Here is a 26148-nt window from a genome sequence, read left to right as displayed (position 1 = left end):
AACGCCAGTAGCTATGTTTTTTGCTATTCAACCCCACAGCGCCGGCTTGTTCACCATCAGGTAGTACACCGCCAGCATGGCGATGAAGGCCGGATAGCCCAGCCATTCCCAGTGGCGCGAGAGCCGGCGGTATTCGGCCGGCAGCGGCGCATCCTGCCCGGCCGCCGCCTGGGCCAGCCGGGCCATGCGGATCTGCAGCGCCACCACCGGCAGCCAGCACGCGCCTGCCAGCAGGTACAGGCCCACCGACAGCAGCAGCCAGGGCGTGTGCCAGGGCCAGCCGGCCAGCTGCATCATCGCCAGGCCCGACAGGGGCTGCACGATGACCGCCGGCGTGGTGAACCACCAGTCCGCGCGCACCACCAGGCGGCTGACCACGGCCTGTGCCTGCACGCTGGCGCTGCGGTTGGCAAAGAACATGTAGAAGGCCGAGCCAAAGCCGGTGCCCACCAGCAGCACGCTGCTGAGGATGTGCAGGGTCTTGATGAGCAGGTAGGCGTTCATGGTCTGGAATTTCTCATCAGCAGGAGCAGCGCGGCTGCGATCGGCAGGTTCTTGCTCAGCGGCCCCAGCGGGTGCAGCCACAGCCCGGGCAGCAGCGCGGTGGCGGCGATGGTCATGAGCGCCATGCCGGCCAGCGCCGCGCCATAGGCCAGGCGCGACGGGCGCAGCCACAGCCACAGGCCCAGCAGCAGGTCGGCGGCCGCGCCGCCGCTGATCAGCCCGCCATGCCAGGCGGGCGCCAGGCCCGCCGCCTGCAGCAGCGCGCTGCTCTGGCCATGCCACTGCTGCAGGCTGACGGCGGCGGTGGCCAGCCAGACGGCCACGAGGCTCAGCCGCAGCCAGCGCAGCTGCTCTGGCGCGGGGCGGGCGGCGGTCGCTGCGGCCGGCTTCATGCAGCCTGCATGCTGCGCAGCAGCTGGGCCGGCGCGATCGGCTCGCGCTGCAGCCAGTGGCGCAGCGCTGCCGGGTCGCAGCAGTTGTCGTGCGAGGCCAGCTCCAGCGCCGCGCTGCACCAGGGCGAGGCAGGCAGCGCATCGCCCAGCCGTGCGGTGCTGCGGCTCACCCAGTCGGGCAGGGCGCGCAGCAGCGGCGCCGGGCGCAGGCCACGCTGCTGGCGCAGGCTGACGACCAGGCCGGCCATGCTCAGGCGCTCGGGCCCGCCCAGCTCCACCAGGCCGGTGTGGCCGCACTCCAGCAGGCGCAGCATCGCATCGGCCAGGTCGGCCACCGCCAGCGGCTGGATCTGCTGGCGCAGCATGGGGCTGGGCATGAGCAGCACCGGCAGCAGCGCCAGCTGCATGAAAAGCCGGGTACTGGCGCCGCCCGTGCCCATCACCACGCTGGGGCGCACGATCACGCCGTCCAGCCGCCCCGCGGCCATCAGCGCCTGCAGGTGCTGGTCGGCCGCGCGCTTGGTGCGGGCGTAGTCGGTGCCGTTGCCATCCACCCCCAGGGCCGACAGCTGCATCACCCGCCGTATACCCTGCTCGGCGCAGGCCTCGAACAAGGCGATCGGCGCCTGGGCGTGAATGGCCGACAGCGGCGCCCGGGCGCTGCCGCGCAGGCTGCCGACGGCATTGATGACCATGTCCACGCCCTGCAGCAGCGGCCGCCAGTCGGCGGGGTCAAGCATGCGGGCGAAGTCCGCCGGCGGCTGGCTGCGGCGGCTGGCGGCGCGCACCTGGTAGCCGCGCTCGTGCAGGCGCCGCGCCAGGGCCTGGCCGACGAAGCCTTGCGCGCCGCACAGCAGCACGGTGCGGCCGGCTGAGGTGCGGCCGGCCGAGGTGTGGCTGGTGGAAGTCTGGGTGGTATCTGGCATGGTGCTCTCCTCTCCTTAGGTATGGCTGTCGTTCACATCGCAGCGCCCCTGGGCGCAGCGTTCGGCGCGGCGGGCGGCCTGCTCGGCGGCGCGGCGGGCCGCCACTTCGAAGATCCAGGCGATGGGCCACTGCGGCAGCCGGTAGCGGTTGCGCGCAACGATCGGGTACAGCCGGTGCAGCGCGGGCCGCAGCAGCGGCAGCTGGGCCAGGCGGTGCACCCAGGGCAGGCCGACGCCCTGGTAGGCGCGCGACAGGCAATCCACGCCCATGAAGACCTGCCCCTGGGCATCCACGCCGTGGATGGCGCGCATCAGCGCCTCCCGCGGCGCCGGGCCGCCGGCAAAGCCGGGCGCGGCGCAATCGACGAAGCGCAGCCGGCCCTGCGTGTTGCGCAGCATCAGGTTGCGCATCTCGGCATTGCAGAAGCGGCAGCTGGCGTCGTAGTACACGGTCAGCGGGAAATCGGTGGCAGGCATTGCTCTTCCTTTTGTTTTGTTATTTCTGTCAAAACAGAAATAACTGATTAAAAAAAGGGGCAGATTCATCCTGCCCTTGCGCTCTTCGGCTATGGGCCATGCAGCTCGGCCGGGGCTGCCACCGTGGCTGCCGCCGGCGCGCCGCGCACGAAGCGCTGCACGCTGGCGCCCAGGCTGAGGATCTTGTCCAGCGTGCCGGGCGACAGGCGCAGCATTTCGTCGGCCCAGCTGCCCAGCTTTTGCATCAGCTCCAGCGTGGAGCGGATGCGGTCCTGCGCATCGGCGCTTTCCAGCGCGAACTCGGGGCTGTGCATCAGCGCGGCCAGCATGCGGGTGGTGGGGTCGAATTCACGCTCCTTGCGCTCGCGCACGATGGTGCGAAACAGCTCCCACACATCGACGCTGGTCTCGAAGAAGTCGCGCCGGTCGCCCAGCATGTGCGTGACCCGCACCAGATTCCAGGCCTGCAGCTCCTTCAGGCTGTTGCTCACATTGGAGCGGGCCACGCCCAGGGTCTCGCTCAGCTGCTCGGCATTGAGCGGCTGGCCGTGCACGAACAGCAGCGCATGGATTTGCGCCACCGTGCGGTTCACGCCCCACAGCGAGCCCATCTCACCCCAGTGCAGAACGAATTGGCGTTGGATCGTGCTCAGTTCCATGCTGCGGATTCTATGCTGTCATTAATTTCTGTCAATACAGAAATCAATGCGGCAGATCGTTGCCCGGGGCTTGCGGCGCCACGCGGAAGAAGCCGGTGCCGCAGGTGCCGGCGCCGATCTCGGCCTCGGTGGCTTCGCGCACGCCCTCCACCCGCAGCGCCAGGCGCAGGCCGATGCCGGCCAGCGGGTGGTTGCCGTCCAGTACCACATGCTCGGGGTAGAGCTCGGTCACGGTGAACAGCGCATCGCGCGGCGCCTCGGGGTTGGTGCCCGCCGGCAGCGCATGGCCCTCGATGGTCATGCCTTCTTCCAGCTCGGCCGGGAACAGGGCGCGCGACTCGAGGAAGACCAGTTCCTCATCGTAGTCGCCGAAAGCATCTTCGGGCTCCAGGTTCAGTTGCAGGCGGTCGCCCACCGCATGGCCCTGCAGCGCTTGTTCCACGCGGGCCAGCAGGTCGTTGCCGCCCACCAGGAACTCGACCGGCTCGTCCAGCACGTCCAGTTCCTCGCCCAGGCTGTCTTTGAGCGTCCAGGTCAGCGCGACCACGCATTGTTCAGTTATTTCCATAGGAGAATTGTCGCAGTTCGGCCGTGGTTGGCCGTGGTTGACGAAAGATTTCCATGGATATTGAACAAGCTCTGCCCCTGCTTGGCGGCATCAGCCCCGCGCAATTCATGCGCAAGTACTGGCAGAAAAAGCCCTTGCTGGTGCGCGGCGCGGTCACCGACTGGAAGGCGCTGGGCCTGCCGCTGCCGCGTGCCGAGCTGTTCGCGCTGGCCGGCGAGGAGGGCGTGGAGTCGCGCCTGATCCAGAATCGGGGCGGCGAGTGGAGCGTGAAGCACGGTCCCTTCGGCCGCAAGGCGCTGCCCGCGCTCAAGACCCGTGAATGGACGCTGCTGGTGCAAGGCGTGGACCTGCACCGTGCGGCGCTGCACCAGCTGCTGCAGCGCTTTGCCTTCGTGCCCGCCGCGCGGCTCGACGACCTGATGATCAGCTACGCCGCGGACGGCGGCGGCGTGGGCCCGCATTTCGACAGCTACGATGTCTTTTTGCTGCAGGCGCATGGCCGGCGGCGCTGGCGCATCGGCAAGCAAAGGCAGCTGGCGCTGAAGGAGGGCATCGCGCTCAAGATCCTGGCCGATTTCGAGCCCGAGGAGGAATACCTGCTGGAGCCCGGCGACATGCTCTACCTGCCGCCGCGCTATGCGCACGACGGTGTGGCCGAGGGCGAGTGCATGACGTATTCGATCGGCTTTCGCGCGCCCGCGCAGCACGAGCTGGCCTGCGACCTGCTGGCGCGCCTGTCGGACGACGATGGCGCGGGCGAGCCCGGCACGCTGTACAAGGACCCGAAGCAGCCGGCGGCCGAACATGCGGGCGAAATACCCGCGGCGCTGCTGGATTTTGCGCGCCAGGCGCTGGAGAAAAAACTGGCCGAGCCGCTGGCGCTGGCCCGCGCGCTGGGCGAATCGCTGACCGAGCCCAAGTTCAACGTCTGGTTCGAGCCCGAGGATTCGCCCCGCATGCTGGAGGCGGTGGCGCTGGACCGGCGCACCCGCATGATGTACGACCAGCACCATGTGTTCATCAATGGCGAGAGCTACCGCGCGGCCGGCAGGGATTTCGCGCTGATGCGCCGCCTGGCCGACCAGCGCCGGCTGTCGCGCAGCGATGTCTCAGGTGCCAGCGACGATGCGCTGTCGCTGCTGTCGCAATGGTGCGAAGACGGCTGGGCCCATGCCGTGGTGGCGTGACAATCGCGTTGCCGCCGGCTGCGCCGCCTTGTAGGCCCAGGGCTTGCCTTGCCGCTTCTGTTGGCTTATGGCAACAATTTTTCAAACATGGTGATACTCGGAATTGACGTGCCGTCCCTATAATTTGCAGCGAGCCATATGCGGGCCTCCGGATAAAGCGAATTCACCCGGGGCCGGCACTTCGGAATCTCACCGTCACTAGGAAAAATGCAATGAAAAAGTCCCTCGTTCTCGCATCGTTGATCACCGCTGTGGCCCTGGCTGCCTGCGGCAAGAAGGAAGAAGCTGCTCCGGCACCGGCTCCCGCACCCGCAGAAGCTCCTGCGCCGGCACCGGCCGCAGATGCTGCCAAGGACGCCGCGAGCGCCGCAGCCGATGCCGCCAAGGACGCAGCCAAGGATGCAGCCGCCGCTGCTTCGAACGCCGCTGAAGCCACCAAGGACGCCGCCACCGCCGCTGTGGACGCAACCAAGGATGCCGCCAAGGACGCAGGCGCTGCCGCTGCCGACGCTGCCAAGGCCGCTGCCGATGCAGCCGCCAACGCCGCTACCGCTGCCAAGGAAGCCGCAGAGAAGAAGTAATCGAACGAGGCCGGGGCTCCCCAGCGGGGCTCCTGCATTGATCGCACAGGCCCGCGCGTTGCGCGGGCTTTTCTTTTGGGTGCGCCTGCCAGCAAGCCAGGTTCTGTCCGATCAGCGGCGCAGGTGGCCGGCGGCCGGAAAAATAGCTGCATGCTAAGATCGTGCCGCCATGCAATATCCGACACTGTTCAATGAGAAGCGCACGGCTCAGGCTGCAGCGTTCTTGCTGCATCGTGCGGGTGGCCGCTTGCCTTTGCTGAAGCTGATGAAGCTGATGTACTTGGCCGAGCGCGAATCGTTGCGGCAGTACGGGGAGCCCATAACCGGCGACAAGCTGGTGTCCATGCCGCATGGCCCGGTTCTTTCCATGACCTATGACCATATGAATGGCGCTCTGCAGAGCGTCGAGGGGGGCTGGGCGACATGGGTGGATGACCGGGCTGGCCATGATCTTGGGCTGCGCGACCCCAGTATGATCAGAACCCCTGAGGATGACCTCTTGGAGTTGAGCGATGGCGATCTCGCTGTGCTGCAGGCCATCTGGGAGCAGTTCGGGCACATGAGCAAATTTGCGCTGGTCGAGTACACGCATGGCGATGCCTGTCCCGAATGGATTGATCCGCAGGGCTCCAGTGCGCCCATCCCTTTGGACCGCCTTTTTTCTGCGCTGGGGTTTTCCAAGGACGGGATTGATTCTGCGATACGTCACTTGGCCGAGCAGGCCCAGCTGAAGGCCGCATTTTCTTGAGATGGCCTGGAGTTGCGAGCAGGGCGCTTGCTTGCTGGTTCCTTCCGGTCCGGCAGAGCACAGGCACTTGTTCACGATAGCGGTTGGCCCTGTCTGCTTGGATGGTTATGGTGGCCAGCCACACGTCATCATGGTGAGCGTGACCTCGGTGAAACCCGATTTCCCCCACGATCCAGCGTGTGTGATCAAGGCGGGAGAGCATCCGTTCATCGTGCACGACAGCTTTGTGTACTACCGCGATCCTCGGATTGAGCCGATGGCGCATGTCCAGGCCATGGTAGATCAAGCCGTCTGGCAGGCCAAAGAGCCTTGCAGTCCGGAGTTGCTGGCGCGAATCCGCGCGGGTCTGGCGACTTCCGTCCGGGTGCCCAGGTATATCAAGAAGCTGCTCGCATAGCGCTACGGGCGAGTCCCCGTGGGGGCATTCTCCTGAAAACAAAAACGCCACGCACCGGGGTGCGTGGCGCCATGGCGGGCAAGGGCTTGCCGCGGCTTACTTCATGTCATCCGCCAGCACCTTGACGATGCGCTGGGCATTCGCCGAGGTTTCGGGCTGGCCTGTTGCATTGAGCACCGACACCGTGCTGCTGTTGCCGGCGCCCTTGACCACGATGCGGTACTTGAGCGGATCCGGCGCATCGGAGCTGCGCTTGAACAGCTTGGAGAAGAAGCCCGCTTCCTTGTTGGCGGTGGTCGGGTCCACGTAGCGCACGTAGTACACGCCCTGGCTGCGGTCGCGGTCCTCGACGGTGAAGCCGGTGCGGTCCAGCGCCAGGCCCACGCGGCGCCAGGCGCGGTCGAAGGATTCGCTGATCTGCAGCACCGAGGCGCCGTTGGCCTCGCCGATGGTGGCGGTGGATACCGGCGCGATCGGTGCGGCGGCGATGGCGCGCGACTGCTCTTCGCTCACGCCGAGCTTGACCATCAGGCGGCGCAGGAATTCGGTTTCCAGCTCGGGATCGGTGGGGCGGTTCTGCCAGACCGTGCTGTCCTTTTGCTGGTTGGTGTAGACCTCCTGCATGCCGCGGTGGCTGATGTAGATCTCGGTCTTGCCGTCGGCGCGGCGCTCCAGGCGGGTGCGGAACTTGTCCTGCTCGCCGGTGGAGTAGACCGAGTCGAAGATCTTGCCGATCGAGCGACGAATGAAGTCCTGCGGCAGCTTGGCACGGTTCTCGGCCCAGTCGGTTTCCATGATGCCGACGTCGGGCTTGTCGACCACCAGGTTGAAGCCGCTTTCCTGCCAGAAATCCTTGACCGGCGTCCACAGCTCGTCCGCGGGGCGACTCACCACCAGCCAGCGCTGGTTGCCGTCGCGCTCGATGCTCACGTCGCCCAGCTTGCTGACCGCGGTATTGCTCACGCCCTTGGGCCGGTTGTCCTGCTGCACCTGGTAGGCGGCGGCCGAAACCGTGCCGCCGGGCACCACGTAGCGCGTGTCCTTGGACAGCTGGGTCAGGTCGGGCGGCACCTCCAGCGAGGGCGCCTTGCTCGCGCTCTTGTAGTCGATCTTGTCGCCTTCGAGCACGGTGCTGCTGCACGCGGCCAGGCCCAGGGTCAGGCCGAGCAGGCCCAGTTTCGCAATCGGTTTCACTTCTCTCATCCTTGTGAGGGGGATCGGTAGGCGGCGGCGCCGGCTTACAGCAGGCCCGTCTCGCGCATGGCGGCCTCGACCGCGGGGCGCAGCGCGGCGCTCAACTCGGTCATGGGCAGGCGCAGCGCCGGACCGCACAGGCCCATGCGGGCCGCAGCCCACTTGACCGGGATCGGGTTGGCCTCGAGGAACAAGGCCTTGTGCAGCGGCAGCAGCCGGTTCTGGATTTCCATCGCGCGGCGCGCGTCGCGGGCGATGGCGGCCTTGCACAGCTCGCTCATCAGGCGCGGCGCCACGTTGGCGGTGACGCTGACATTGCCATGGCCGCCGCACAGCATCAGCGCGACCGCGGTCGGGTCGTCGCCCGAGTACACGCCGAAGCCCGCGGGCACGTCGCGGATCAGCCATTGCGCGCGCTCGATGTTGCCGGTGGCCTCCTTGATGCCGACGATGCCCGGCACCTCGGCCAGGCGCAGCACGGTGTCGTGCTGCATATCGGCCACCGAGCGGCCGGGCACGTTGTACAGGTAGATGGGCAGGTCGCCCACCGCCTCGGCGATGGCCTTGAAATGCTGGTACTGCCCCTCCTGCGTGGGCTTGTTGTAGTAGGGCACCACCTGCAGCTGGCTGTCCGCGCCCACGTTCCTGGCGTACTTGGCGAGTGCAATTGCCTCGTGGGTGGAGTTGGCACCGCAGCCGGCCATGATGGGCACGCGCCTGGCCGCCTGCTCCACCGACACGCGGATGATCTCCATGTGCTCTTCCACCGTCACGGACGGCGACTCGCCGGTCGTTCCCACCACGCCGATGCAGTCGGTGCCCTCGGCGATGTGCCAGTCGATCAGTTTTCGCAGGCTGGGGTAGTCAACGCTGCCATCTGCATGGAAGGGTGTGACGAGCGCGACGATGCTGCCGGTGAGAGGAACGCTGGAAGATGTCATGTCCACGGTGGTTCTACAGAAAAGCGCATTCTAACGAGTGGCGCGCACCATGCTGCTGTTTCAAACCATGGTTGGAGTAACGGTAGGCTGCTGCATGGCAAAGTAGTGCAAGATTTCTGTCATCTTCGCCTGCTATGGTTTCCGGTTCGGTCTTCAACACGCGGGCAATGGCTTGAACACGATACTGGCGCTGAACAATGTGCATCTGGCCGGTATGGCCAATACCTTCATCAGCCTGGTCAGCGCTTTTGCGCTGGGCGGACTGATCGGGCTGGAGCGGCAGTACCGCCAGCGCACCGCCGGGCTGCGCACTAATGTGATCGTGGCGGTGGGCGCGGCGATCTTCGTGGACACCGCGCATACGCTGGCCGGGGCGGATGGCGCGGTGCGCGTGATGGCCTATGTGGTCTCGGGCATCGGCTTTCTGGGCGCCGGCGTGATCATGCGCGAGGAGGGCAATGTGCGCGGGCTGAACACCGCCGCCACGCTCTGGGGTTCGGCGGCCGTGGGGGCCACGGCCGGCGCGGACCTGATCGCCGAGGCCTTTCTGGGCGCCTTGTTCGTGCTGGCGGCGAACACGCTGCTGCGCCCGGTGGTGAATGCGCTCAACCGCCGGCCGCTCGACGTGGCCTCGGCCGAAGTCACCAACACCGTCTTCGTGGTGGCCGAAAAGCGCCACCAGAAGATGGCGCTGGCGCTGCTGGACGAGGCGCTGGAGCGCGGCGGCTACCCGCCGGGCGACATCGACATCGAGGAGTTCGGCGAGGACGAGATCAGGATCGAGGCCACGCTGGCCTCGACCTCGGTGGACGGCGCCGAGCTGGACCGGCTGGTGCGGCAGCTCTCGGCCATCGCGGCGATCCGGCATGCGTTCTGGAGCCCCAGCACCCGGGATTGAAGAGTGCGAGCGCCTACTGCTTGCCCGGCTGCGCGTGGCCGCGGCGAAACAGCTCCCATTCGTCGACCGCCGTGCCATCGGGCAAATGGCAGATGCCGCGCTCGCCGGCGGCTTCCTTCACGATCACCAGCTTGCCGCCCATTTCCTGGCAGTACACCGATGCGGGGTTGGCCATGCCTACCCCGGGAGCCGGGGGCGGGTCCGAGGGCTGCAGCGCGCAGGCGGCGAGGGGAAGGGATGCCATGGCAATCACGAATTTGCAGAGGCTCATGGGCGGCTATTTTGCAACAAGCTGTGCAGCAATCCTTTGCACCATGCGCTGCGGCGACGGCAGCTGGCCATGCTCGTAGGCCGCCACCTGCCAGCCGGCCGCCGCCGGGCAGTGCTCCAGCAGCTCGCCGGGGCGCAGCAGGAAGTCGGCGCGCGATGGCTTGCCAAAGCGCTCGTTGCCCTGGGCGAAGGTCTCGTACAGCAGCCAGCCTCCCGGCGCCACCGCCGCGAGCACCTGGGGCAGCAGCGGGCGCCACAGGTAGTTGGTGACCACGACCGCATCGAAGCGCTCGCCGGCAAAGGGCCAGGGGCCGTTTTCGATGTCGGCGCAGATGAAGCGGCCCGGCAGGCGCGCCTGCAGCGCGGCTATCGCGGCCGCATCGCGGTCCACCGCGCTGATGCGGTGGCCCAGGCCGTGCAGGTAGGCCGCATGGCGGCCGCTGCCGCAGGCCAGGTCCAGCACCTGGCAGCCGGGTGCCAGCCGGCCTGCAAAGCGGGTGATCCAGGGCGAGGCTGGCGCGAGGGCTAGGGAGTGCATGGGGACAGGGCTGCGCGGCCGATCAGAAACAGGCCCAGACATGGTCGGCCATGCGCAGCATGAATTCGGGCCGGGTATAGAGCATGAAGACGCCTGCCAGCACCAGCGCGACGAGCGCGACGAGCGCGACGAGCGTGCCGGTGGCGGCGCGGCGCCAGCGTCTGCGCGGGGCGGGAGTCGTGTTCATGGTCGCATCATGCCGCTGCCGGCAGGCGTTGTACAGGCGCCTCCTTGACCGGCAGGTTCACCAGGCCGGCGAACACGCCCAGCGCGATCGCCACATACCAGACCGACTGGTAGCTGCCGCTGTGGTCGTACAGGTAGCCGCCGAGCCAGATGCCCAGGAAGCTGCCGATCTGGTGGCTGAAGAACACCATGCCGCTGAGCATGGACAGGTGCTGGATGCCGAAGACCTGGGCGATGATGCCGTTGGTCAGCGGCACGGTGGACAGCCACAGGAAGCCCATCACCGCCGCGAACACGTAGACCGACCAGGGCGACAGCGGCGCCAGCAGGAACAGCACGATGGCCACGGCGCGTATGAAATAGATGGCCGACAGCAGATAGCGCTTGGCCAGGCGCTGGCCCAGCGAGCCGGCCAGGTAGGTGCCGAAGATGTTGAACAGCCCGATCAGCGCCAGCGAGTAGCTGGCCACTTGCGGCGGCAGGCCGCAGTCCTTGAGGTAGCTGGGCATGTGCACGCCGATGAACATCACCTGGAAGCCGCAGACGAAGTAGCCCGCGGTCAGCAGCAGAAAGCTCGGCGTGCGCAGGGCCTCGGCAAAGGCATGGCCGATCGACTGGCGCGGGCCGGATGCGGCGGCCCGGCGCGCGCTGGCCAGCCCGGGCTCGCGCAGCGCGAGCGCCAGGGGCACGATGGCCAGCACGATCACCGCGCAGACCAGCAGTGCGTTGTGCCAGCCCAGGCCGGCGATCAGCTGCCCCTCCACCGGCACCATGAAGAACTGGCCGAAGGAGCCGGCCGCCGCGGTCACCCCCATGGCCCAGGAGCGCCGGTCGGCCGGAATCTGCCGCCCGATCACGCCGTAGATCACCGCGTAGGTGGTGCCCGTTTGCGCGATACCGATCAACAGCCCCGCGGTGAGCGAGAACACCAGCGTGTTGGGCGACCAGGCCATGCCCGCCAGCCCCAGCGCATAGCACAGCGCGCCGGCCAGCAGGATGCGGGTGGCGCCGAAGCGGTCGGCCAGCATGCCGGTGAAGATGCCGATCAGGCCCCAGGACAGGTTCTGGATGGCCAGCGCCAGCGCAAAGGATTCGCGCGTCCAGCCCATCTCCTGGGTGATGGGCTGCAGCCATAGCCCGAAGCCGTGGCGTATGCCCATCGAGAGCGTGACCACCGCGCCGCCGCACAGCAGTACGCGGGCCAGGGAGAGTTGTTGTGCTTGCTTGTGCATGTCCATCGGGCGGGAAGCGAATCCGCCGATTGTTGCGGGTTCCGGGCGGCTGTGCTGTCGCCGGGGCATTCGCTTGGAAATTGTTAACTGGTTTTTCATACAGCTTTTTGCCAAGGAAGCCACTACAATGCCGCCCCATGGCAACCAAGACAACGCAGACCAGTGACTACGCGGAAGCCTCGATCCGCGTGCTGAAGGGGCTGGAGCCCGTCAAGCAGCGGCCGGGCATGTACACCCGCACCGACAACCCGCTGCACATCATCCAGGAGGTGATAGACAACGCCGCCGACGAGGCGCTGGCCGGCTTCGGCAAGAAGATCCGCGTCTGCCTGCACACGGACGGCTCGGTGAGCGTGGAGGATGACGGCCGGGGCATTCCCTTCGGCCTGCATCCCGAGGAAAAGGCGCCGGTGGTGGAGCTGGTGTTCACCCGGCTGCACGCGGGCGGCAAGTTCGACAAGGGGCAGGGCGGCGCCTACAGCTTCTCGGGCGGCCTGCACGGTGTGGGCGTGTCGGTCACCAACGCGCTGGCCACGCGGCTCGAAGTGGCCAGCTACCGCGAGGGGCAGGCGGCTGCTCTCGCGTTCTCGGGCGGTGACGTAATCGAGCCGCTCAAGAAGCGCGCCCAGGCCGCGGGAGACCGCAAGCAGGGCACGACGGTGCGCGTCTGGCCCGATGCGAAGTATTTCGAATCCGCCCACCTGCCCATGGGCGAGCTGGTGCACCTGCTGCGCAGCAAGGCGGTGCTGATGCCCGGCGTGAGCGTCTCGCTCACCAATGAGAAGACGCGTGATACCCAGACCTGGCAGTACAAGGGCGGCCTCAAGGACTATCTGCTGCAAACCTTGCCCGCCGATCCGGTGATCCCGCTGTTCGAGGGCGAGGAGTTTGCCGGCAAGAACGACGACAACTTCGCCGAGGGCGAGGGCGCGGCGTGGTGCGTGGCCTTCACCGAGGAAGGCCAGCCGGTGCGTGAGAGCTACGTCAACCTGATCCCGACCAGCGCCGGCGGCACGCACGAGAGCGGGCTGCGCGACGGGCTGTTCCAGGCGGTCAAGAGCTTCATCGAGCTGCATTCGCTGCTGCCCAAGGGCGTCAAGCTCATGCCCGAGGACGTGTTCGCCCGCGCCAGCTACGTGCTGTCGGCCAAGGTGCTGGATCCGCAGTTCCAGGGCCAGATCAAGGAGCGGCTGAACTCGCGCGACGCGGTGCGCCTGGTCAGCGGCTTCGTGCGCCCGGCGCTGGAGCTGTGGCTGAACCAGCATGTGGACTATGGCAAGAAGCTCGCCGAGATCGCCATCAAGGCCGCGCAGACACGCCAGAAGGCCGGCCAGAAGGTGGAAAAGCGCAAAGGCAGCGGCGTGGCCGTGCTTCCCGGCAAGCTCACCGACTGCGAGAGCCGCGACACCGCCTACAACGAGGTCTTCCTGGTGGAGGGCGACTCGGCCGGCGGCAGCGCCAAGATGGGCCGCGACAAGGAAACCCAGGCCGTGCTGCCGTTGCGCGGCAAGGTGCTCAACACCTGGGAGGTGGATCGCGACCGCCTGTTCGCCAACAACGAAATCCACGACATCTCGGTGGCCATAGGCGTCGATCCGCACGGCCCGCAGGACGAGCCTGATTTTTCGGGCCTGCGCTACGGCAAGATCTGCATCCTGTCGGATGCCGACGTGGATGGCTCGCACATCCAGGTGCTGCTGCTGACGCTGTTCTTCAGGCATTTCCCCAAGCTCATCGATGCCGGCAATGTCTACGTGGCGCGGCCGCCGCTGTTTCGCGTGGACCTGCCCGCGCGCGGCAAGAAACCCGCCGCCAAGTTCTACGCGCTCGATGACGGCGAGCTGGTCGCCATCCTCGACAAGGCCGAGAAGGACGGCGTGGCGCGCGAGAAATGCCAGATCAGCCGCTTCAAGGGGCTGGGCGAGATGAACGCCGAGCAGCTGTGGGAGACCACGCTGAACCCCGACACGCGGCGCCTGCTGCCGATCACGCTCGGCGCCACCGACCTGGTGCAGACCCAGCTCGTCATGACCCAGCTCATGGGCAAGGGCGAGGCCGCGGCACGCCGGGAGCTGATGGAGCTGCATGGCGACGATGTGGAAATCGACGTCTGAGCCCCATTCGGCGGAATTTGAATAAAAAACCACGCTGGCGCAAGCACAGTCAGTACAGCAAGCGCAATCAGCTATCAAATTATGAGTGATCAAAACACCTTGGACCTGGCCGCGCCGGCGGCGCCCGACGACGGCGACCGCCTGGACCTGGGGCAATACGCCCAGCGCGCCTACCTCGAATACGCCCTGTCCGTCGTCAAGGGCCGGGCGCTGCCCGACGTCTGCGATGGCTTGAAGCCCGTGCAGCGCCGCATCCTGTTCGCGATGAACCAGATGGGCCTGGGCTACAGCGGCCCCAACCGCAACACCGCGGCCAAGCCGGTCAAGAGCGCGCGCGTGGTGGGTGACGTGCTCGGCCGCTTTCACCCGCATGGCGACCAGTCGGCCTACGACGCGCTGGTGCGCATGGCGCAGGACTTCAACCAGCGCTATCCGCTGATCGACGGCCAGGGCAACTTCGGCAGCCGCGACGGCGACGGCGCCGCCGCGATGCGCTACACCGAGGCCCGGCTGTCGCGCATCACCAGCCTGCTGCTCGACGAGATCGGCATGGGCACGGTGGATTTCGTGCCCAACTACGACGGCTCCACCGACGAGCCGCGCCAGCTGCCGGCGCGGCTGCCGTTCGCGCTGCTCAACGGCGCCAGCGGCATCGCGGTGGGCCTGGCCACCGAAATCCCCAGCCACAACCTGCGCGAGGTGGCCGATGCCTGCGTGGCGCTGATCAAGCGGCCCCAGCTCGGCGACGAAGAGCTGCTGGCCATCATGCCCGGCCCGGACTACCCGGGCGGCGGCCAGATCATCTCGGCTGCCGGCGACATCGCCGACGCATACCGCAGCGGCCGTGGCTCGATCAAGGTGCGCGCGCGCTGGAGCATCGAGGAGCTGGCGCGCGGCCAGTGGCAGATGGTGGTCGACGAGCTGCCGCCGGGCGTGTCGGCGCAAAAGGTGCTCGAAGAGATCGAGGACCTGACCAACCCCAAGGTCAAGACCGGCAAGAAGGCGCTGACGCAGGAGCAGAACCAGCTCAAGGCCACGCTGCTGTCGGTGCTGGACGGCGTGCGCGACGAGTCCAGCAAGGACGCGCCGGTGCGCATCGTGTTCGAGCCCAAGACCGGCAAGACGCCGCAATCCGAGCTCATCACCTGCCTGCTGGCCCACACCAGCCTGGAGACCTCGTCGCCGATCAACCTGACCATGGTCGGCCTGGACGGCAAGCCCACGCAGAAGTCGCTGCGCCAGATGCTGGAGGAATGGATCGCCTTCCGCCAGGCCACGGTCACGCGGCGCTCGCAGCACCGCCTGGCCAAGGTGCTGGACCGCATCCACATCCTCGAAGGGCGCCAGCTCATCCTGCTGAACATCGACGAGGTGATCGCCATCATCCGCGCCAGCGACGAGCCGGGGCCCGCGCTGATGGCGCGCTTTGACCTGAGCGAGCGCCAGGCCGAGGACATTCTTGAAATCCGCCTGCGCCAGCTGGCGCGGCTCGAGGCCATCAAGATCGAGCAGGAGCTCTCGGAGTTGCGCAAGGAGCAAGGCCAGCTCGAGGATATCCTGGGCAACCCGAGCTCGCTCAAGCGCCTGATGGTCAAGGAGATCGAGGCCGACGCCAAGACCTTTGCCGACGCGCGCCGCACGCTGATCCAGGAGGAGAAGAAGGCGGTCGCCGAAGTCAAGGTGGTGGACGAGCCCGTCACCGTCGTCGTCTCGCAAAAGGGCTGGGTGCGCGCGCGCACCGGCCACGGCCATGCGCCCGACAGCTTCGGCTTCAAGTCGGGCGACGCGCTGTACGGCACCTTCGAGTGCCGCACGGTCGACCAGCTGCTGGTGTTCGGCAGCAACGGCCGCGTGTACTCCATCGCGGTGGCGCAGCTGCCCGGCGGGCGCGGCGACGGCCAGCCCGTCACCACGCTGCTGGAGCTGGAAGCCGGCACGCGCATCCTCTACTACTTTGCCGGGCCGCTGTCGGCCAGCCTGCTGCTGTCGTCCAGCGGCGGCTACGGCTTCATCGCGCTGGTGGAGAACATGGTCTCGCGCCAGAAGGGCGGCAAGGCCTTCGTCACGCTGGCCGACGGCGACGAGCTGTGCCGGCCCTCGCACGTGGGCGGCACCAACGGCAGCGTGGAGCTGCCCGATGCCACCCATGTGGCCTGCGCCTCGGTGGGTGGCCGCATCCTGACCTTCGACATCGCCGAGCTCAACCACATGGCCAACGGCGGCAAGGGCCTGAAGCTGATCGACCTGGAGGACAAGGACCGCCTCGCCGGTGCCGCCGCCTACACGCGCAGCATCCGCATCGAAGGCCTGGGCCGGGGCGGCAAGGAGCGCGAGGAGACGCTGGAGATCCGCAGCCTGAACAATGCCAAGACCAGCCGCGCCAAGAAGGGCAAGGCGGCTGATCTGGGCTTCAAGCCGAACGGGGTGTTCCGGGTGGAGTGAGGGCGGCTGGCCCGTGCGTCAATCCTGGCTGGATGCGGGGCTGACGAAGGCAATGGCGTGCTCCACCGTATCCCAGATGAAGCGGCCGGACGGATCGCTTTGCTCCTCGACGATGTGCGCTACCAGCCCCGCTGCGCGGGAGATCACGGCAAAGCCGCGCATGACCTGGGTTGGCACGCCGATCTCACCCAGCAGCGCGGCGACCGCGCCCGTGGCATTGAGGGTGATGGGCCGGTCGGCCACCTGGTCGACCGCCCGCGAGAGGGTTTGCAGCGCGCGGATGTGATCGCCCTTGAGCTCCGGCTCGGCCTGGCCCAGCTCCAGCAGCTTGTAGGCGCGTGGATCGACCGGCTTGTGCAGATGGTGGCCGAAGCCCGGTACCGGCGAGCGCAATTCCTTGTAGTGCCGGGCGATCTGGAGCGCCTCGGCGGCGGGGTCCTCGGCGGCCAGGATGCGGTCCAGCAATCCTGAGCAATTCTCCATGGTTCCCACGAACGAGCTGCCCACGGCCAGCAGCCCGGCCGCGACCGCGCCCTGCAGGTTCTCTGGCGCGCTCATGTAGATGAGCCGGGTGGCGATGGCGCTGGGGGTGAGGCCATGCTCCATCAGAACGATCAGCACCACGTCGGTGACGCGCAGATCCACCGGGCGTGGCGGGCGCCCCAGGATCTGCATCAGCATCACCTCGGTGAAGGTTTTCTTGCCCATCAGGTCTTCCACCAGGTTGGCATTGCCGTAGTGCAGGCTGGTGAGGGTGTGGGTGCACAGGCTGGTGGTGGGGGCGGGCTTGGAAGGGCTTGGCTTGCTCATGTTCAGTACTCCAGGGAAGGTTTCAGGCGGCGGCGGCCAGGGCCTGCTCGCGCACCCTGGTTTTCAGGACCTTGCCCACGGGGGAGCGGGGCAGGTTGGCGTGGAAGAAGATGCGCTTGGGCGTTTGCACCGGGCCCAGGCGCTGGCGCACGAAGGCGATCAGTTCCGCCTCGGTGGCGTGGAGGCCGGCACGCAATTGAACGGCAGCCTGTACAGCCTCTCCCCATTTGTCGTCGGGCACGCCGAATACGGCGCACTCATGCACGGCCGGGTGCTGGCCCAGGGTGTTTTCCACATCCACCGGGTAGACGTTGAAGCCGCCGGTGATCACCATGTCCTTGAGGCGATCCTTCAGGTACAGGAAGCCGCGCTCGTCGAAGAGGCCCCGGTCGCCGGTATGCAGCCAGCCGTCCACCAGCGTTTCGGCGGTCTGCTCCGGAAGCTGCCAGTAGCCGCTCATCAGCAGGTCGCCGCGGGCCACGACCTCGCCCACCTCTCCCGTGGGCAGCAGCTGCCCCTGGGGCCCCATGATGGCGACATCGCTGAACCACGCGGCTCGGCCGACGGAAGCCAGGTTGCGTTCGTCCTCGAAGTCCTCGGGGCGCAGCACCGTCAGGATCTGCGGGGCTTCGGTCTGGCCGTAGGTGGTGCCCAGCACCGGGCCGAAGAAGCTGCGTACTTCCTTTATTTTCTCTACCGGCATGGGCGCGCCGCCATAGATCAGCCGGCGCAGCTGGGGGTAGTCGGCGCGGCTGGCGCCCGGCAGGGCCATCAGCATGTAGACCAGGGTGGGCGGCATGAAGCAGATGGTGCCGGCCCGGTCGCGGAACGTGGCGCGCACGGCCTCGGCACCCGAGCCGGCCATGATCACCAGGCAGCCGCCCTGGGCGAGCACGGGCAGCAGGTAGGTCGAGGTGCCGTGGGTGATCGGGGCCGCAACCACGTAGCGGTCGTGCGCATCCAGCTCCCAGGCATGGATCTGGTTGGCGATATTGGCCATCCAGGCGCGGTAGGGCTGCTGCACGCCCTTGGGCAGGCCGGTGGTGCCGCCAGTGAATTTGATGGCCTGGGTGGCGGTCTCGGGTAGCGTGAACACCGCGGGCGTGGCGCCCTGGTGCCGGGCGGTGAGCGTTGCCAGCAGCATCCCCGGGCTGCCGGCTGGCGCTGCCTGGCCGGTGTAGACCAGGGTGGTTGCGGCGCAGCCATGCAGGTGCTCCAGCAACGGGGCGCAGGCCGCATCCACGATCACGATCGAGGGCGTGGTTGCGTCGGTGATGCGGCGGATTTCGGGCGCGGTGCTCTTGGGATTGAGCGGCACCCATATCTTGCCGCAGGCCAGCGTGGCCAGCAGCGCCACGATGTGCTCCACGCTGTTGCCGGCGCAGATGCCCACGCGGCTTTGCGGCTGCGGGTCTATGGCTTGCAGGGCCGCGGCCAGCGCCGTCACCTGCGATGCGAGGGCGCCATAGGTCCAGGATGCCTGCGGCGCGTCTATCGCCATGCGCTCGGGCCAGCGCTGCGCGGCCCGCCAGAAGAAATCAATGGGGTACATGCGGAGAACTCCTTATCGAAAGCCGCTTATTCCACGCGGGCTCCGGATTGCTGGATCACCTGCTGCCAGCGCTTGACCTCTTCGGCGATAAAGGCCTTCTGCTGCGCGGGCGTGTTGGTCTCCGGGCTCGCGCCCAGTTCGCTGAAGCGCTGGCGCACGTCGGGCAGGGCCATGGTTTTGGCCAGCTCGGTGTTCAGCTTGGCGATCACCGCTGCCGGGGTGCCTGCCGGCGCGGCCAGCGAGAACCACGCGGACACCACCAGCCCGGGGTAGCCCGATTCCTTGAAGGTGGGAACGTCGGGCAACTGCGGAATGCGCTGCGCGGTGGTCACGGCCAGCGGGCGCAGCGAGCCGGCCTTGATGTGCGGGGCGACCGAGGGCAGGTTGTCGAACATCGACTGCACCTGGCCGCCGAGCAGGTCGTTCACGGCCGGTGCGCTGCCTTTGTAGGGCACGTGGATCATGTTGGCCTTGGCGTACATCTTGAACATTTCGCCGGACAGGTGGATCGACGAGCCGCTGCCCGACGACGCAAAGGTGACGCCGTCCTTTGCGTCGTTGGCGAACTTCACGTACTCCGCCACGGTATGCACCGGCACCTTCGGGTTGACGACCAGGACGTTGGGAATGCGGGCGTAGATGCCGATGGGGGCGAAGTCCTTCGTGACGTCGTAGCCTGGCTTGGCGTAGAGCGTCATGTTGGTGGCGTTGGCATTGGTCAGCACGTACAGCGTGTAGCCGTCCGGCGCCGCGCGCACGACCTGTTCCGCCCCCACATTGCTGTTGGCGCCGGCGCGGTTGTCCACCACGACGGACTGGCCCAATTGCTGGCCGAGCTTGCTGGCCACGAGGCGCGCCAGCACATCGGTGGCGCCACCGGCGGCATAGCCGACCACGAGGCGGATGGGCTTGCCGGGCCACGGGGGCTCGTCTGCGTGGGCTGCCGCCGCCAGCACGGCGCTGGCCAGCAAGGCGCCTGTGCGGGCGAGCCAATGCCGGCGGTTCAACGGGTGGTGTTGCATGGCTGGTGTCTCCTTGGGTAGGTGTTGTGATGACCGATTCATTATTGGGATGGAGGCGAGCCGGGCGCGAATTAAAACGTCCGTACAGCGGACGTTTTAAAATCGCCTGCACGGTGGCCGGTACGCAACGGCAGGCCATCGACCAGGAGGCAAAGCCATGGCCGGGCGAACGAAAACCAAGGTGCAAGACATAACAGCGGACATGCAGCCGGGAACGGATGCGGGTGCGCGCACGCTGCGCCGGGGCCTGCAATTGCTGGACGCATTGCGGGCAGCCGGGTGGGAGGGGTTGCGGGTGATCGACATGTGCCAGGCCACCGGGCTGGAGCGGGCTCCGGTCTATCGCTTGCTGCACACCCTGGTCGATATGGGCTATGTGCAAAAGCTCGGGCGCTTTCAATACGCGCTAAGCACCCGGGTCAGCCTGCCTGCCAGCAAGCTGGGCAGCCATGTGATCGGCATGCGCTTGCAGCCGGTGCTGGAGCAGGTGAGCGCGCAGCTGGGAGATGCGGCATTCGCCGTGGTGCGCGAGGCGCATATCTCGCATTGCATTGCACGCCAGCTGGGGGCGCATCCGGTGCAGGTGCTGCCCATAGAAATCGGCAACCGGCAGCCGTTGGGCGTGGGCGCCGCAGGTCTGGCGCTGCTGGCGGCGCTACCCGATGACGAGGTTGGCCGCGTGATCGAGCAAAGCCAGCCCGAGCTGTACCGCTATGGCGGCATGACCACCGAGCGGCTGCGCATTCTGGTGCGCACTACCCGCGAGCGGGGCTGGTCGGTGGTGGCCAACCATGCCACTTACGGCGTGCTTGGCGTGGGCGTGGCCGTGCGCTCCAGGCGCGGCCTGCCGCTGGCGGCAGTGAGTGTCGCCACCATGCTGGAGCGCATGCCGAAAGCGCGGCAAAAGCTGGTCGCCGATACCGTGCACAAGGTGCTGGACACGGTGTTGCCGCAGGGCTTGTGAAGACGGCGCCCGAACCTGCGCCATGGCCTTGCGGCCGTGCGCAAGATGCGGCAATCCCACCCCAGGCCTATGGCCTGATCAAGGCCTCGTCGGTCATGATCGGCGTGGACGATTGATTCAGGTCTTATGAAAAAAGGAGCATTTCTCGATTGTGTGGCAATGTTTTCAATATGAAATATATTCGAAACGTATATGAAACAAGCGCGAGATGCTCTTCTTTTTGAACTCACCGCATGCGATCGCCCGAGACCGCAGAGGGCAGGCGCTGCAGGCCCTGGCCGAACCAGCCTATGCGCTCGGTGGCGCGTACGTCCAGCCGGGGCACATAGGGCTTGATGTCGAGCACCGGCGTGCCGTCGAGCATGTCGTTGCCCTGAAAACGTAGCACCCGGCCTTGCACCTGCAGCAGTCGCACGATGGACAGGCCAATTCGGTTGGGCCGCGCCGGCGCGCGCGTGGCGAACACGCCGTGGCTCACCGTGTCCATGAACGGCACCACTTCCAGCTTTTCCGTGGCTTGGTGCAGGTGGGTGAGCACGATCAGGTACTCGAAGCCCTCGATGTCGCGCAGCCCCGCGGCAAATTCCTCAAACACTTCCAGCTCGCCTTCCACGTCGGCTGCGGCCACGGTCTGGATCGGCATGCCCTGCGTGCTGTGGAAAGGGCTGCGGATGGCGCCGATGGGGCGCAGGGTGATGGTGTCGTGCATGTCGGTCAGGGGCGTGCCGCCTTGGCGGCAAAGGGATCGGAGAACTGCGGATGGTTCACGAAGGTGTGGTCGGTCAGCGTTTTCAGGAAAGCCACCAGATCGGCCTTGTCCTGCGCATCGAGGCGGATCTGCGAGATCAGCGGATCCTTGTAGGGATTGAGCCGGCCGTCGCCCGCATACAGGCCGTTGCCCACGTTGCGGCCGCCGTCGGCGTAGAAGTCGAGCACGGCCTCCAGTGTGCCGATGCTGCCGTCGTGCATATAGGGCGCGGTCAGCTCGACATTGCGCAGGCTTGCCGCGCGAAAACGCCCCATGTCGCCGATCTGCCGGGTGAGTTCGTAGACGCCGCGGTTGGGCTCGGGGTAGGCGCCGCTGCCGCCGATGTTGAACAGGCCGGTGTTGTGGAAGCTGGCCGTGCCGGCCGCCGCGGCGGTGCTGAACTGGTCGTTGAAGTCGGGGCTGCCGTGGCAGCGCGAGCATAGCGCCCGCTCGCCGAAGAACAGGCGCATGCCGCGGGTTTCGGCATCCGTCAGCGTCTCCTGCCCGGCCTGGTGGCGGTCGTAGCGGCTGCCGGCCGAGATCAGCGTGCGCTCGAAGGCCGCGATGGCCTTGATGGTGTGGTCCCAGCTCAAGGGCTCGGCCGCGCCGGCAAACGCAGCGGCAAAGCGCGGCGGATAGTCCGGGTCCTGGCGCAGCCGCTGCAGCACCTCGGCGCGGTTGCCGTCGTTGACGCCCAGCTCCACCGGACTGGCGTTGAACAGCGGCGCCTGCATCTGCTGCTCCAGCGTGGTGACGCTGGGGTCGGCCCAGTTGAGCGTGGTGTGGTAGGCCACGTTGGCCAGCGGCTGGGCATTGCGCGGGTGTACCTCGCCGGTGGAGCCGCGCGCCAGCGCCCGGTTGTCGGTGAAGGCGCTGGCCTGCGCATGGCAGCTGGCGCAGGACTGGGTGCCGTTGCCCGACAGCCGCACGTCGTAGAACAGGCGCCGGCCCAGCTCCACCTTGGCGGCGTTCATGGGGTTGTCGGCCGGCACCGGCGGCGGGCTCCAGCCGGGCGGCAGATTCCAGCTCCAGGGGGCGGCGGTCGGCGGCTCCACGGGCGTGGGCGCCTCGGCGCCATCGCCTCCGCCACAGCCCGCGATGGCCGCCGCCAGCGTTGGCAGGCACGCCTGCCAGAGCCATCGCAGGCGGGATGGGCGCGACGCGCGCCGGTGTTTGGGATGGACGGTATCATGGGGCAACATCGCTATTCCAAAATATAATAACGATGGGATTTTATTAACCTGATTCAGATTCGTGAGGAGACTATGACATTCATTTCCACATGGCGTTCCCCATCCGCGCTGCGCCGCTGGCTGCTGGCCGGCATGGCTTCAAGCTTCGTGGCGCTGTCGGCCTGCGGTGGCGGGGGCAGCAGCGTGGACCGGGGCCCCACCACGCTGGCGGTGGCGGCCAAGCTCAACGGCCTGTACTGGGACCAGTCCGAATCGAAGCTGTACCTGACCGACGACAGCTCCAACAGCATCCGCATGTGGGATGGCGACAAGTCCTTCCCGTCCTATGCGGCCCTGCCTGCCGCGCCCGCCAGCGGCGCCACCCTGGGGCAGCTGACGCGCAGCTCCGACGGCACCTTCTACGTGACGCGCTTTGGCTTCGGCACCGATGGCGCGGTGGTGGCGGTGCCCAAGAGCGGCAATGCCTTCAACCTCTCGGGCACCGACCCGCTGCGCCGCCGCATCGGCATCACCACCGCGCCCGATGGCGCCTTGCTCGATGGCTGGTTCATCAAGGGCGGCAGCGGCGCGGTGAGCCAGCTGAGCCTGAACGGCACGCAGGCGAGCGAGCGCGAGCTGGTCACCGGCCTGGGCAAGCCCGTGGGCCTGGCGGCGGTGGGCGATACGCTCTTCGTCAGCGACCAGAACAGCGGCAATGTGCTGTCCTACGCCTTGAGCAAGGTGCGCGCCCAGCCCGCCGGCCTGGCCGATGGCAAGCTCGTGGCCACCTTCACCACGCTGGACGGGATCGATTTGATGACCGCCGCTTCGGACGGCACGCTGTTCTTCGGCGGCTCGGGCGGCAAGCTGTTCCAGGTCAGCCCCAAGGGCGAGACCAGCGTGCTGGTGAGCGGCTGGCCCAAGATCATCGGCGTGGCCTACGACGAGATCCACCGCCGGCTGTTCGCGGCCGTGGCGGCGCCGGATGCGAGCGGCTCGGCCAGCGTGAGGATCGTGCCGGTTCCATAGCCGCCGGCTCTGGAAAGCCAGCCTTCACCTGGCTGGCAGCAGCGCCCGCAGATGTTCCAGGAACGCCCGCACGCCCTGCGGCAGCGTGCGGCCGGTGAGGGTCTGCAGCTCGATCGCGCGGCCGTGCACGCTGCGCGCGCGGATGGCGGCCGCGTGCAGCTGCCCGCGGCGCACGTATTCGCGCACCGTCACCTCGCCGCCCAGCGAGAGGCCGCCGCCCTGCAGCACGAAATGGATCAGCGCCTCGAACTGGCTGCTCTCCAGCGCCGGCTCGAAGCCCAGGCCGCATTGCCCGCTGGCGATATCGAAGAGCTGGCGCGCGGTGTTGTCGCCATCGGGCAGCGCAATCGGGAAGGGATGCATCTGCGCCAGCGTCAGGCTGGCAAAGCGCGCCAGCGGGTGGTCCGGGCGCATGATGGCCATCACCGGCGAGACCTGGCGGTGCTGTACCTCGATATCGCGTTCGGCCGCGCGGCTGTAGGTCAGGCCGATGTCGGCATCGCCGTTTTGCACCGCCAGCGTCACCCCGGCTGGCGTGGCGACCTTGAGGTGGAACTGCATGCCCGGATGATCCGCGCGAAACAGCGCGATGGCGCGCGGCAGGAACTCGATGGCAAAGCCGGCCGAGCTGCAGATGCGGATATGCCCGCGGCGCAGGCCCTGCAGCGCCTGGATGTCGGAGACCACCCGCTCGGCCTCGAGCGCGCCGCGCCTGGCGTGCGCCGCCAGCAGCTCGCCGGCCGCGCTGGGCAGCATGCCGCGCGGGCGGCGCTCGAACAGCGGCACCTGCAGCAGCTCTTCCAGCGCCGCCACCTGGCGGCTCACGGCCGAGGCCGAAACGTTCAGCCGCACGGCGGCTTCGCTGACCGAGCCGCTGCGCACCACTTCCAGAAAGTAGCGCAGCGCGGTGTCCTGCAGGCGGTAGGGAATCATGGGCGGTCTGTGCTTTGCGAAAAACGCAAAGATAAATCAAGAAAAAGTCGATTGCCGAAAACCGGCCGTCTGCGTATTCTGGCTGCCTTGCATCTTTTCGGACGGGGAATCTCCATGGATCTGGGCTCCACTGACGCAGCGCCGGCTGCGGCCAAGCAGGCATCGGGCGGCATTGTCGAATTGTCGGCGACCGAGCTGTCGCGCGCCATCCACGCGCGCCAGCTGTCCTGCGCCGAGGTGTTGGAGGCCTACTGGGCGCAGATCGACCGGCTCAACCCGCGCGTCAACGCGCTGGTCGCGCCCATGGAGCGCGAGCCGCTGCGCGCCCAGGCACGCCAGCTCGACGGCGAGCTGGCGTGCGGCGCCAGCCGGGGCCCCATGCATGGCTTTCCGCAGGCACCCAAGGATATTTCGCCGGCAGCCGGCATGGTCACCACCAGGGGCTCGCCGATTTTCCAGGGCCAGGTGACACAGGCCGACGCGGTGATCTTCGAGCGCATGCGCGCCGGCGGCGCGCTGTTCGTGGCGCGCAGCAACTCGCCCGAGTTCGGGCTTGGCGGCCATACTTACAACCCGGTCTATGGCACCACGCGCAACGCCTTCGATCCTGCGCGCTCGGCCGGCGGCAGCAGCGGCGGCGCGGGCGTGGCGGTGGCGCTGCACATGCTGCCGGTGGCCGATGGCTCGGACATGATGGGCTCGCTGCGCACGCCTGCGGCCTTCAACAACGTCTATGGCCTGCGCACCTCGGTGGGCTGCGTGCCGCATGGGCCGGGCGACGAGGTGTTCTTCCAACAGTTCAGCGTGGCGGGGCCGATGGCGCGCAATATCCCCGACCTGGCGCTGCTGCTGTCGGTGCAGGCCGGCTTCGATGCGCGCCTGCCGCTCACCCGGCGCGGCGAGGCCCCCCGCGACTGGAGCCAGGGCCTGGAGCGCGATTTCCGCGGCGCGCGCATTGGCTGGCTGGGCGACCTGGGCGGGCACTTGCCGACCGAGCCCGGCCTGCTGGACACCTGCCGCGCGGCGCTCAAGGCATTCACCGACATCGGCTGCACGGTGCACGAAGTGCTGCCGCCGTTCGATCTGGAGCAGCTGTGGCGGGCCTGGCTCGATCTGCGCAGCTTCAGCGTGGCCGGCGCCAATACGGCGCTGTACGACGATCCGGCCAGGCGCGCCATGCTCAAGCCCGAGGCGGTCTGGGAGATGGAACGCGGCCGCGCGCTGTCGGCCATGGATATCTATGCCGCCGCGCGCGTGCGCACCGCCTGGTACGAGGCGCTGCGCAAGCTGTTCGAAACCCATGACTTCCTGGTGCTGCCGGCTGCCCAGGTGTTTCCCTTCGAGGCGGAGCTGGATTGGCCCAAGACCGTGGGCGGGCGCGCCATGGACACCTACCACCGCTGGATGCAGGCGGTGGTGCCGGCCACCATGGCCGGCCTGCCGGCGCTGGCCGCGCCCGCGGGCTTTGGCGCGCAGGGCCTGCCGGCGGGGCTGCAGATCATCGGCCCGGCGCAGGCCGATCTGGCGGTGCTGCAGATCGGCCATGCCTACGACCAGGCCAGCGGCCATGCGCGCGTGGCCAGCCCGCTGCTGGGCTGAAGGAAAAATATCCCCCACGCTGGCTCACGGCGTGTAGCCGCTGCCCCGAGAGGGCCGCTTTTTGT

Annotated in this window: 28 protein-coding genes; 10 read left to right on the top strand and 18 right to left on the bottom strand. The window is 67.7% G+C overall.

Annotated features, from left to right (window positions below; all coding sequences use genetic code 11):
* Positions 1-27: 27 nt before the first annotated feature.
* The 6 genes from ACODRX_RS08390 to ACODRX_RS08365 form a co-directional block, all read right to left on the bottom strand.
* Entirely contained in the window at positions 28-504 is a 477-nt protein-coding gene (locus ACODRX_RS08390; RefSeq protein WP_488870887.1) for a DUF2269 family protein, read from the bottom strand.
* Positions 501-896 carry a DoxX-like family protein gene (locus tag ACODRX_RS08385; protein WP_488870886.1) on the bottom strand — a complete coding sequence of 132 codons (396 nt, stop codon included), beginning with the start codon at positions 894-896 and terminating at the stop codon, positions 501-503. The genes ACODRX_RS08390 and ACODRX_RS08385 overlap by 4 nt, the downstream gene beginning before the upstream one ends.
* Positions 893-1822: an NAD-dependent epimerase/dehydratase family protein gene (locus ACODRX_RS08380; RefSeq protein WP_488870884.1), complete on the bottom strand. Its 930-nt coding sequence runs from the start codon at positions 1820-1822 to the stop codon at positions 893-895. The genes ACODRX_RS08385 and ACODRX_RS08380 overlap by 4 nt, the downstream gene beginning before the upstream one ends.
* Before the next feature lie 15 nt (positions 1823-1837).
* Positions 1838-2299, bottom strand: coding sequence for a thiol-disulfide oxidoreductase DCC family protein (locus tag ACODRX_RS08375; RefSeq protein WP_488870882.1), 462 nt, complete (start codon positions 2297-2299; stop codon positions 1838-1840).
* 89 nt (positions 2300-2388) lie between these two features.
* Positions 2389-2958, bottom strand: coding sequence for a GbsR/MarR family transcriptional regulator (locus tag ACODRX_RS08370; protein ID WP_488870880.1), 570 nt, complete (start codon positions 2956-2958; stop codon positions 2389-2391).
* Between the two features lie 43 nt (positions 2959-3001).
* Positions 3002-3526, bottom strand: coding sequence for an FKBP-type peptidyl-prolyl cis-trans isomerase (locus ACODRX_RS08365; protein WP_488870879.1), 525 nt, complete (start codon positions 3524-3526; stop codon positions 3002-3004).
* A gap of 53 nt (positions 3527-3579) precedes the next feature.
* Between ACODRX_RS08365 and ACODRX_RS08360 the strand changes: the two genes are divergently transcribed.
* The 4 genes from ACODRX_RS08360 (at position 3580) to ACODRX_RS08345 (ending at position 6439) form a co-directional block, all read left to right on the top strand.
* On the top strand, positions 3580-4713 hold the full coding sequence (locus ACODRX_RS08360) for a JmjC domain-containing protein (RefSeq protein WP_488870877.1): 1134 nt from the start codon (positions 3580-3582) through the stop codon (positions 4711-4713).
* A 212-nt stretch (positions 4714-4925) separates the two neighbouring features.
* On the top strand, positions 4926-5294 hold the full coding sequence (locus tag ACODRX_RS08355; protein WP_488870875.1) for a hypothetical protein: 369 nt from the start codon (positions 4926-4928) through the stop codon (positions 5292-5294).
* A 169-nt stretch (positions 5295-5463) separates the two neighbouring features.
* Positions 5464-6042 (top strand): Panacea domain-containing protein, encoded by a 579-nt coding sequence (locus ACODRX_RS08350; RefSeq protein WP_488870874.1) that lies wholly within the window; start codon positions 5464-5466, stop codon positions 6040-6042.
* Between the two features lie 130 nt (positions 6043-6172).
* Positions 6173-6439: a hypothetical protein gene (locus ACODRX_RS08345; protein ID WP_488870873.1), complete on the top strand. Its 267-nt coding sequence runs from the start codon at positions 6173-6175 to the stop codon at positions 6437-6439.
* Positions 6440-6535: 96 nt separating this feature from the next.
* Here the strand turns inward: ACODRX_RS08345 and bamC are convergent, their stop codons facing one another.
* On the bottom strand, positions 6536-7642 hold the full coding sequence (gene bamC, locus ACODRX_RS08340) for an NlpB/DapX family lipoprotein (RefSeq protein WP_488870871.1): 1107 nt from the start codon (positions 7640-7642) through the stop codon (positions 6536-6538).
* 35 nt (positions 7643-7677) lie between these two features.
* A complete protein-coding gene (gene dapA / locus ACODRX_RS08335; protein ID WP_488870870.1) occupies positions 7678-8574 on the bottom strand; it encodes a 4-hydroxy-tetrahydrodipicolinate synthase in 897 nt (298 codons plus the stop codon).
* Between the two features lie 181 nt (positions 8575-8755).
* Between dapA and ACODRX_RS08330 the strand changes: the two genes are divergently transcribed.
* Positions 8756-9472 (top strand): MgtC/SapB family protein, encoded by a 717-nt coding sequence (locus tag ACODRX_RS08330; RefSeq protein ID WP_488870940.1) that lies wholly within the window; start codon positions 8756-8758, stop codon positions 9470-9472.
* A gap of 13 nt (positions 9473-9485) precedes the next feature.
* On the opposite strand, the gene ACODRX_RS08325 is transcribed toward ACODRX_RS08330, so the two are convergent.
* The 4 genes from ACODRX_RS08325 to ACODRX_RS08310 are packed head-to-tail and all read right to left on the bottom strand — an operon-like array spanning position 9486 to position 11698.
* Positions 9486-9716, bottom strand: coding sequence for a putative hemolysin (locus tag ACODRX_RS08325; RefSeq protein WP_488870869.1), 231 nt, complete (start codon positions 9714-9716; stop codon positions 9486-9488).
* A 33-nt stretch (positions 9717-9749) separates the two neighbouring features.
* On the bottom strand, positions 9750-10280 hold the full coding sequence (locus ACODRX_RS08320; RefSeq protein ID WP_488870867.1) for a class I SAM-dependent methyltransferase: 531 nt from the start codon (positions 10278-10280) through the stop codon (positions 9750-9752).
* 22 nt (positions 10281-10302) lie between these two features.
* Positions 10303-10467, bottom strand: a complete 165-nt coding sequence (locus ACODRX_RS08315) for a hypothetical protein (protein ID WP_488870865.1) — start codon at positions 10465-10467, stop codon at positions 10303-10305.
* A gap of 7 nt (positions 10468-10474) precedes the next feature.
* Positions 10475-11698 (bottom strand): MFS transporter, encoded by a 1224-nt coding sequence (locus ACODRX_RS08310; RefSeq protein WP_488870938.1) that lies wholly within the window; start codon positions 11696-11698, stop codon positions 10475-10477.
* 137 nt (positions 11699-11835) lie between these two features.
* Between ACODRX_RS08310 and ACODRX_RS08305 the strand changes: the two genes are divergently transcribed.
* Both ACODRX_RS08305 and parC read left to right on the top strand, forming a co-directional pair.
* Entirely contained in the window at positions 11836-13812 is a 1977-nt protein-coding gene (locus tag ACODRX_RS08305) for a DNA topoisomerase IV subunit B (protein WP_488870864.1), read from the top strand.
* Positions 13813-13893: 81 nt separating this feature from the next.
* Complete coding sequence (gene parC, locus ACODRX_RS08300; RefSeq protein WP_488870862.1) at positions 13894-16254, top strand: DNA topoisomerase IV subunit A; 2361 nt, start codon at positions 13894-13896, stop codon at positions 16252-16254.
* Positions 16255-16272: 18 nt separating this feature from the next.
* Here parC and ACODRX_RS08295 read toward each other — a convergent pair whose 3' ends face one another.
* Genes ACODRX_RS08295 through ACODRX_RS08285 form a run of 3 tightly spaced genes read right to left on the bottom strand, consistent with a single transcriptional unit; the run spans position 16273 to position 19638 of the window.
* Entirely contained in the window at positions 16273-17064 is a 792-nt protein-coding gene (locus ACODRX_RS08295; RefSeq protein ID WP_488870860.1) for a citryl-CoA lyase, read from the bottom strand.
* Between the two features lie 22 nt (positions 17065-17086).
* Positions 17087-18616 carry a class I adenylate-forming enzyme family protein gene (locus ACODRX_RS08290; RefSeq protein ID WP_488870859.1) on the bottom strand — a complete coding sequence of 510 codons (1530 nt, stop codon included), beginning with the start codon at positions 18614-18616 and terminating at the stop codon, positions 17087-17089.
* Positions 18617-18642: 26 nt separating this feature from the next.
* Positions 18643-19638 (bottom strand): tripartite tricarboxylate transporter substrate binding protein, encoded by a 996-nt coding sequence (locus ACODRX_RS08285; RefSeq protein ID WP_488870857.1) that lies wholly within the window; start codon positions 19636-19638, stop codon positions 18643-18645.
* A gap of 157 nt (positions 19639-19795) precedes the next feature.
* On the opposite strand from ACODRX_RS08285, the gene ACODRX_RS08280 reads away from it, so the two are divergent.
* Positions 19796-20602, top strand: a complete 807-nt coding sequence (locus ACODRX_RS08280; RefSeq protein ID WP_488870855.1) for an IclR family transcriptional regulator — start codon at positions 19796-19798, stop codon at positions 20600-20602.
* A gap of 226 nt (positions 20603-20828) precedes the next feature.
* On the opposite strand, the gene tsaA is transcribed toward ACODRX_RS08280, so the two are convergent.
* Together tsaA and ACODRX_RS08270 are read right to left on the bottom strand one after the other, a co-directional pair.
* A complete protein-coding gene (gene tsaA / locus ACODRX_RS08275; protein ID WP_488870853.1) occupies positions 20829-21311 on the bottom strand; it encodes a tRNA (N6-threonylcarbamoyladenosine(37)-N6)-methyltransferase TrmO in 483 nt (160 codons plus the stop codon).
* Between the two features lie 5 nt (positions 21312-21316).
* Positions 21317-22405 (bottom strand): MbnH family di-heme enzyme, encoded by a 1089-nt coding sequence (locus ACODRX_RS08270; RefSeq protein ID WP_488870851.1) that lies wholly within the window; start codon positions 22403-22405, stop codon positions 21317-21319.
* A gap of 210 nt (positions 22406-22615) precedes the next feature.
* Between ACODRX_RS08270 and ACODRX_RS08265 the strand changes: the two genes are divergently transcribed.
* On the top strand, positions 22616-23551 hold the full coding sequence (locus ACODRX_RS08265; RefSeq protein WP_488870850.1) for an SMP-30/gluconolactonase/LRE family protein: 936 nt from the start codon (positions 22616-22618) through the stop codon (positions 23549-23551).
* Positions 23552-23575: 24 nt separating this feature from the next.
* Here ACODRX_RS08265 and ACODRX_RS08260 read toward each other — a convergent pair whose 3' ends face one another.
* Complete coding sequence (locus ACODRX_RS08260) at positions 23576-24484, bottom strand: LysR substrate-binding domain-containing protein (protein ID WP_488870848.1); 909 nt, start codon at positions 24482-24484, stop codon at positions 23576-23578.
* A gap of 114 nt (positions 24485-24598) precedes the next feature.
* Here ACODRX_RS08260 and ACODRX_RS08255 point away from each other — a divergent pair, with 114 nt between their 5' ends.
* Positions 24599-26083: an amidase gene (locus ACODRX_RS08255; protein ID WP_488870847.1), complete on the top strand. Its 1485-nt coding sequence runs from the start codon at positions 24599-24601 to the stop codon at positions 26081-26083.
* Positions 26084-26148: the final 65 nt, after the last annotated feature.

The organism is Comamonas sp. FG99 (assembly GCF_057808605.1).
This window is presented reverse-complemented; position numbering and strand designations above follow the sequence as displayed.

Bases quoted from the DNA above. Each gene is read 5' to 3' on its own strand.
- ACODRX_RS08385 (WP_488870886.1), bottom strand. From the start codon at position 896: ATGAAGCCGGCCGCAGCGACCGCCGCCCGCCCCGCGCCAGAGCAGCTG.
- ACODRX_RS08380 (WP_488870884.1), bottom strand. From the start codon at position 1,822: ATGCCAGATACCACCCAGACTTCCACCAGCCACACCTCGGCCGGCCGC.
- parC (WP_488870862.1), top strand. From the start codon at position 13,894: ATGAGTGATCAAAACACCTTGGACCTGGCCGCGCCGGCGGCGCCCGAC.
- ACODRX_RS08285 (WP_488870857.1), bottom strand. From the start codon at position 19,638: ATGCAACACCACCCGTTGAACCGCCGGCATTGGCTCGCCCGCACAGGC.
- ACODRX_RS08350 (WP_488870874.1), top strand. From the start codon at position 5,464: ATGCAATATCCGACACTGTTCAATGAGAAGCGCACGGCTCAGGCTGCA.
- ACODRX_RS08280 (WP_488870855.1), top strand. From the start codon at position 19,796: ATGGCCGGGCGAACGAAAACCAAGGTGCAAGACATAACAGCGGACATG.
- ACODRX_RS08255 (WP_488870847.1), top strand. From the start codon at position 24,599: ATGGATCTGGGCTCCACTGACGCAGCGCCGGCTGCGGCCAAGCAGGCA.
- ACODRX_RS08315 (WP_488870865.1), bottom strand. From the start codon at position 10,467: ATGAACACGACTCCCGCCCCGCGCAGACGCTGGCGCCGCGCCGCCACC.
- dapA (WP_488870870.1), bottom strand. From the start codon at position 8,574: ATGACATCTTCCAGCGTTCCTCTCACCGGCAGCATCGTCGCGCTCGTC.
- ACODRX_RS08375 (WP_488870882.1), bottom strand. From the start codon at position 2,299: ATGCCTGCCACCGATTTCCCGCTGACCGTGTACTACGACGCCAGCTGC.
- ACODRX_RS08390 (WP_488870887.1), bottom strand. From the start codon at position 504: ATGAACGCCTACCTGCTCATCAAGACCCTGCACATCCTCAGCAGCGTG.
- ACODRX_RS08310 (WP_488870938.1), bottom strand. From the start codon at position 11,698: ATGCACAAGCAAGCACAACAACTCTCCCTGGCCCGCGTACTGCTGTGC.
- bamC (WP_488870871.1), bottom strand. From the start codon at position 7,642: ATGAGAGAAGTGAAACCGATTGCGAAACTGGGCCTGCTCGGCCTGACC.
- ACODRX_RS08345 (WP_488870873.1), top strand. From the start codon at position 6,173: ATGGTGAGCGTGACCTCGGTGAAACCCGATTTCCCCCACGATCCAGCG.
- ACODRX_RS08370 (WP_488870880.1), bottom strand. From the start codon at position 2,958: ATGGAACTGAGCACGATCCAACGCCAATTCGTTCTGCACTGGGGTGAG.
- ACODRX_RS08360 (WP_488870877.1), top strand. From the start codon at position 3,580: ATGGATATTGAACAAGCTCTGCCCCTGCTTGGCGGCATCAGCCCCGCG.
- ACODRX_RS08260 (WP_488870848.1), bottom strand. From the start codon at position 24,484: ATGATTCCCTACCGCCTGCAGGACACCGCGCTGCGCTACTTTCTGGAA.
- ACODRX_RS08320 (WP_488870867.1), bottom strand. From the start codon at position 10,280: ATGCACTCCCTAGCCCTCGCGCCAGCCTCGCCCTGGATCACCCGCTTT.
- ACODRX_RS08325 (WP_488870869.1), bottom strand. From the start codon at position 9,716: ATGGCATCCCTTCCCCTCGCCGCCTGCGCGCTGCAGCCCTCGGACCCG.
- ACODRX_RS08295 (WP_488870860.1), bottom strand. From the start codon at position 17,064: ATGAGCAAGCCAAGCCCTTCCAAGCCCGCCCCCACCACCAGCCTGTGC.
- ACODRX_RS08355 (WP_488870875.1), top strand. From the start codon at position 4,926: ATGAAAAAGTCCCTCGTTCTCGCATCGTTGATCACCGCTGTGGCCCTG.
- ACODRX_RS08265 (WP_488870850.1), top strand. From the start codon at position 22,616: ATGACATTCATTTCCACATGGCGTTCCCCATCCGCGCTGCGCCGCTGG.
- ACODRX_RS08290 (WP_488870859.1), bottom strand. From the start codon at position 18,616: ATGTACCCCATTGATTTCTTCTGGCGGGCCGCGCAGCGCTGGCCCGAG.
- ACODRX_RS08365 (WP_488870879.1), bottom strand. From the start codon at position 3,526: ATGGAAATAACTGAACAATGCGTGGTCGCGCTGACCTGGACGCTCAAA.
- ACODRX_RS08305 (WP_488870864.1), top strand. From the start codon at position 11,836: ATGGCAACCAAGACAACGCAGACCAGTGACTACGCGGAAGCCTCGATC.
- tsaA (WP_488870853.1), bottom strand. From the start codon at position 21,311: ATGCACGACACCATCACCCTGCGCCCCATCGGCGCCATCCGCAGCCCT.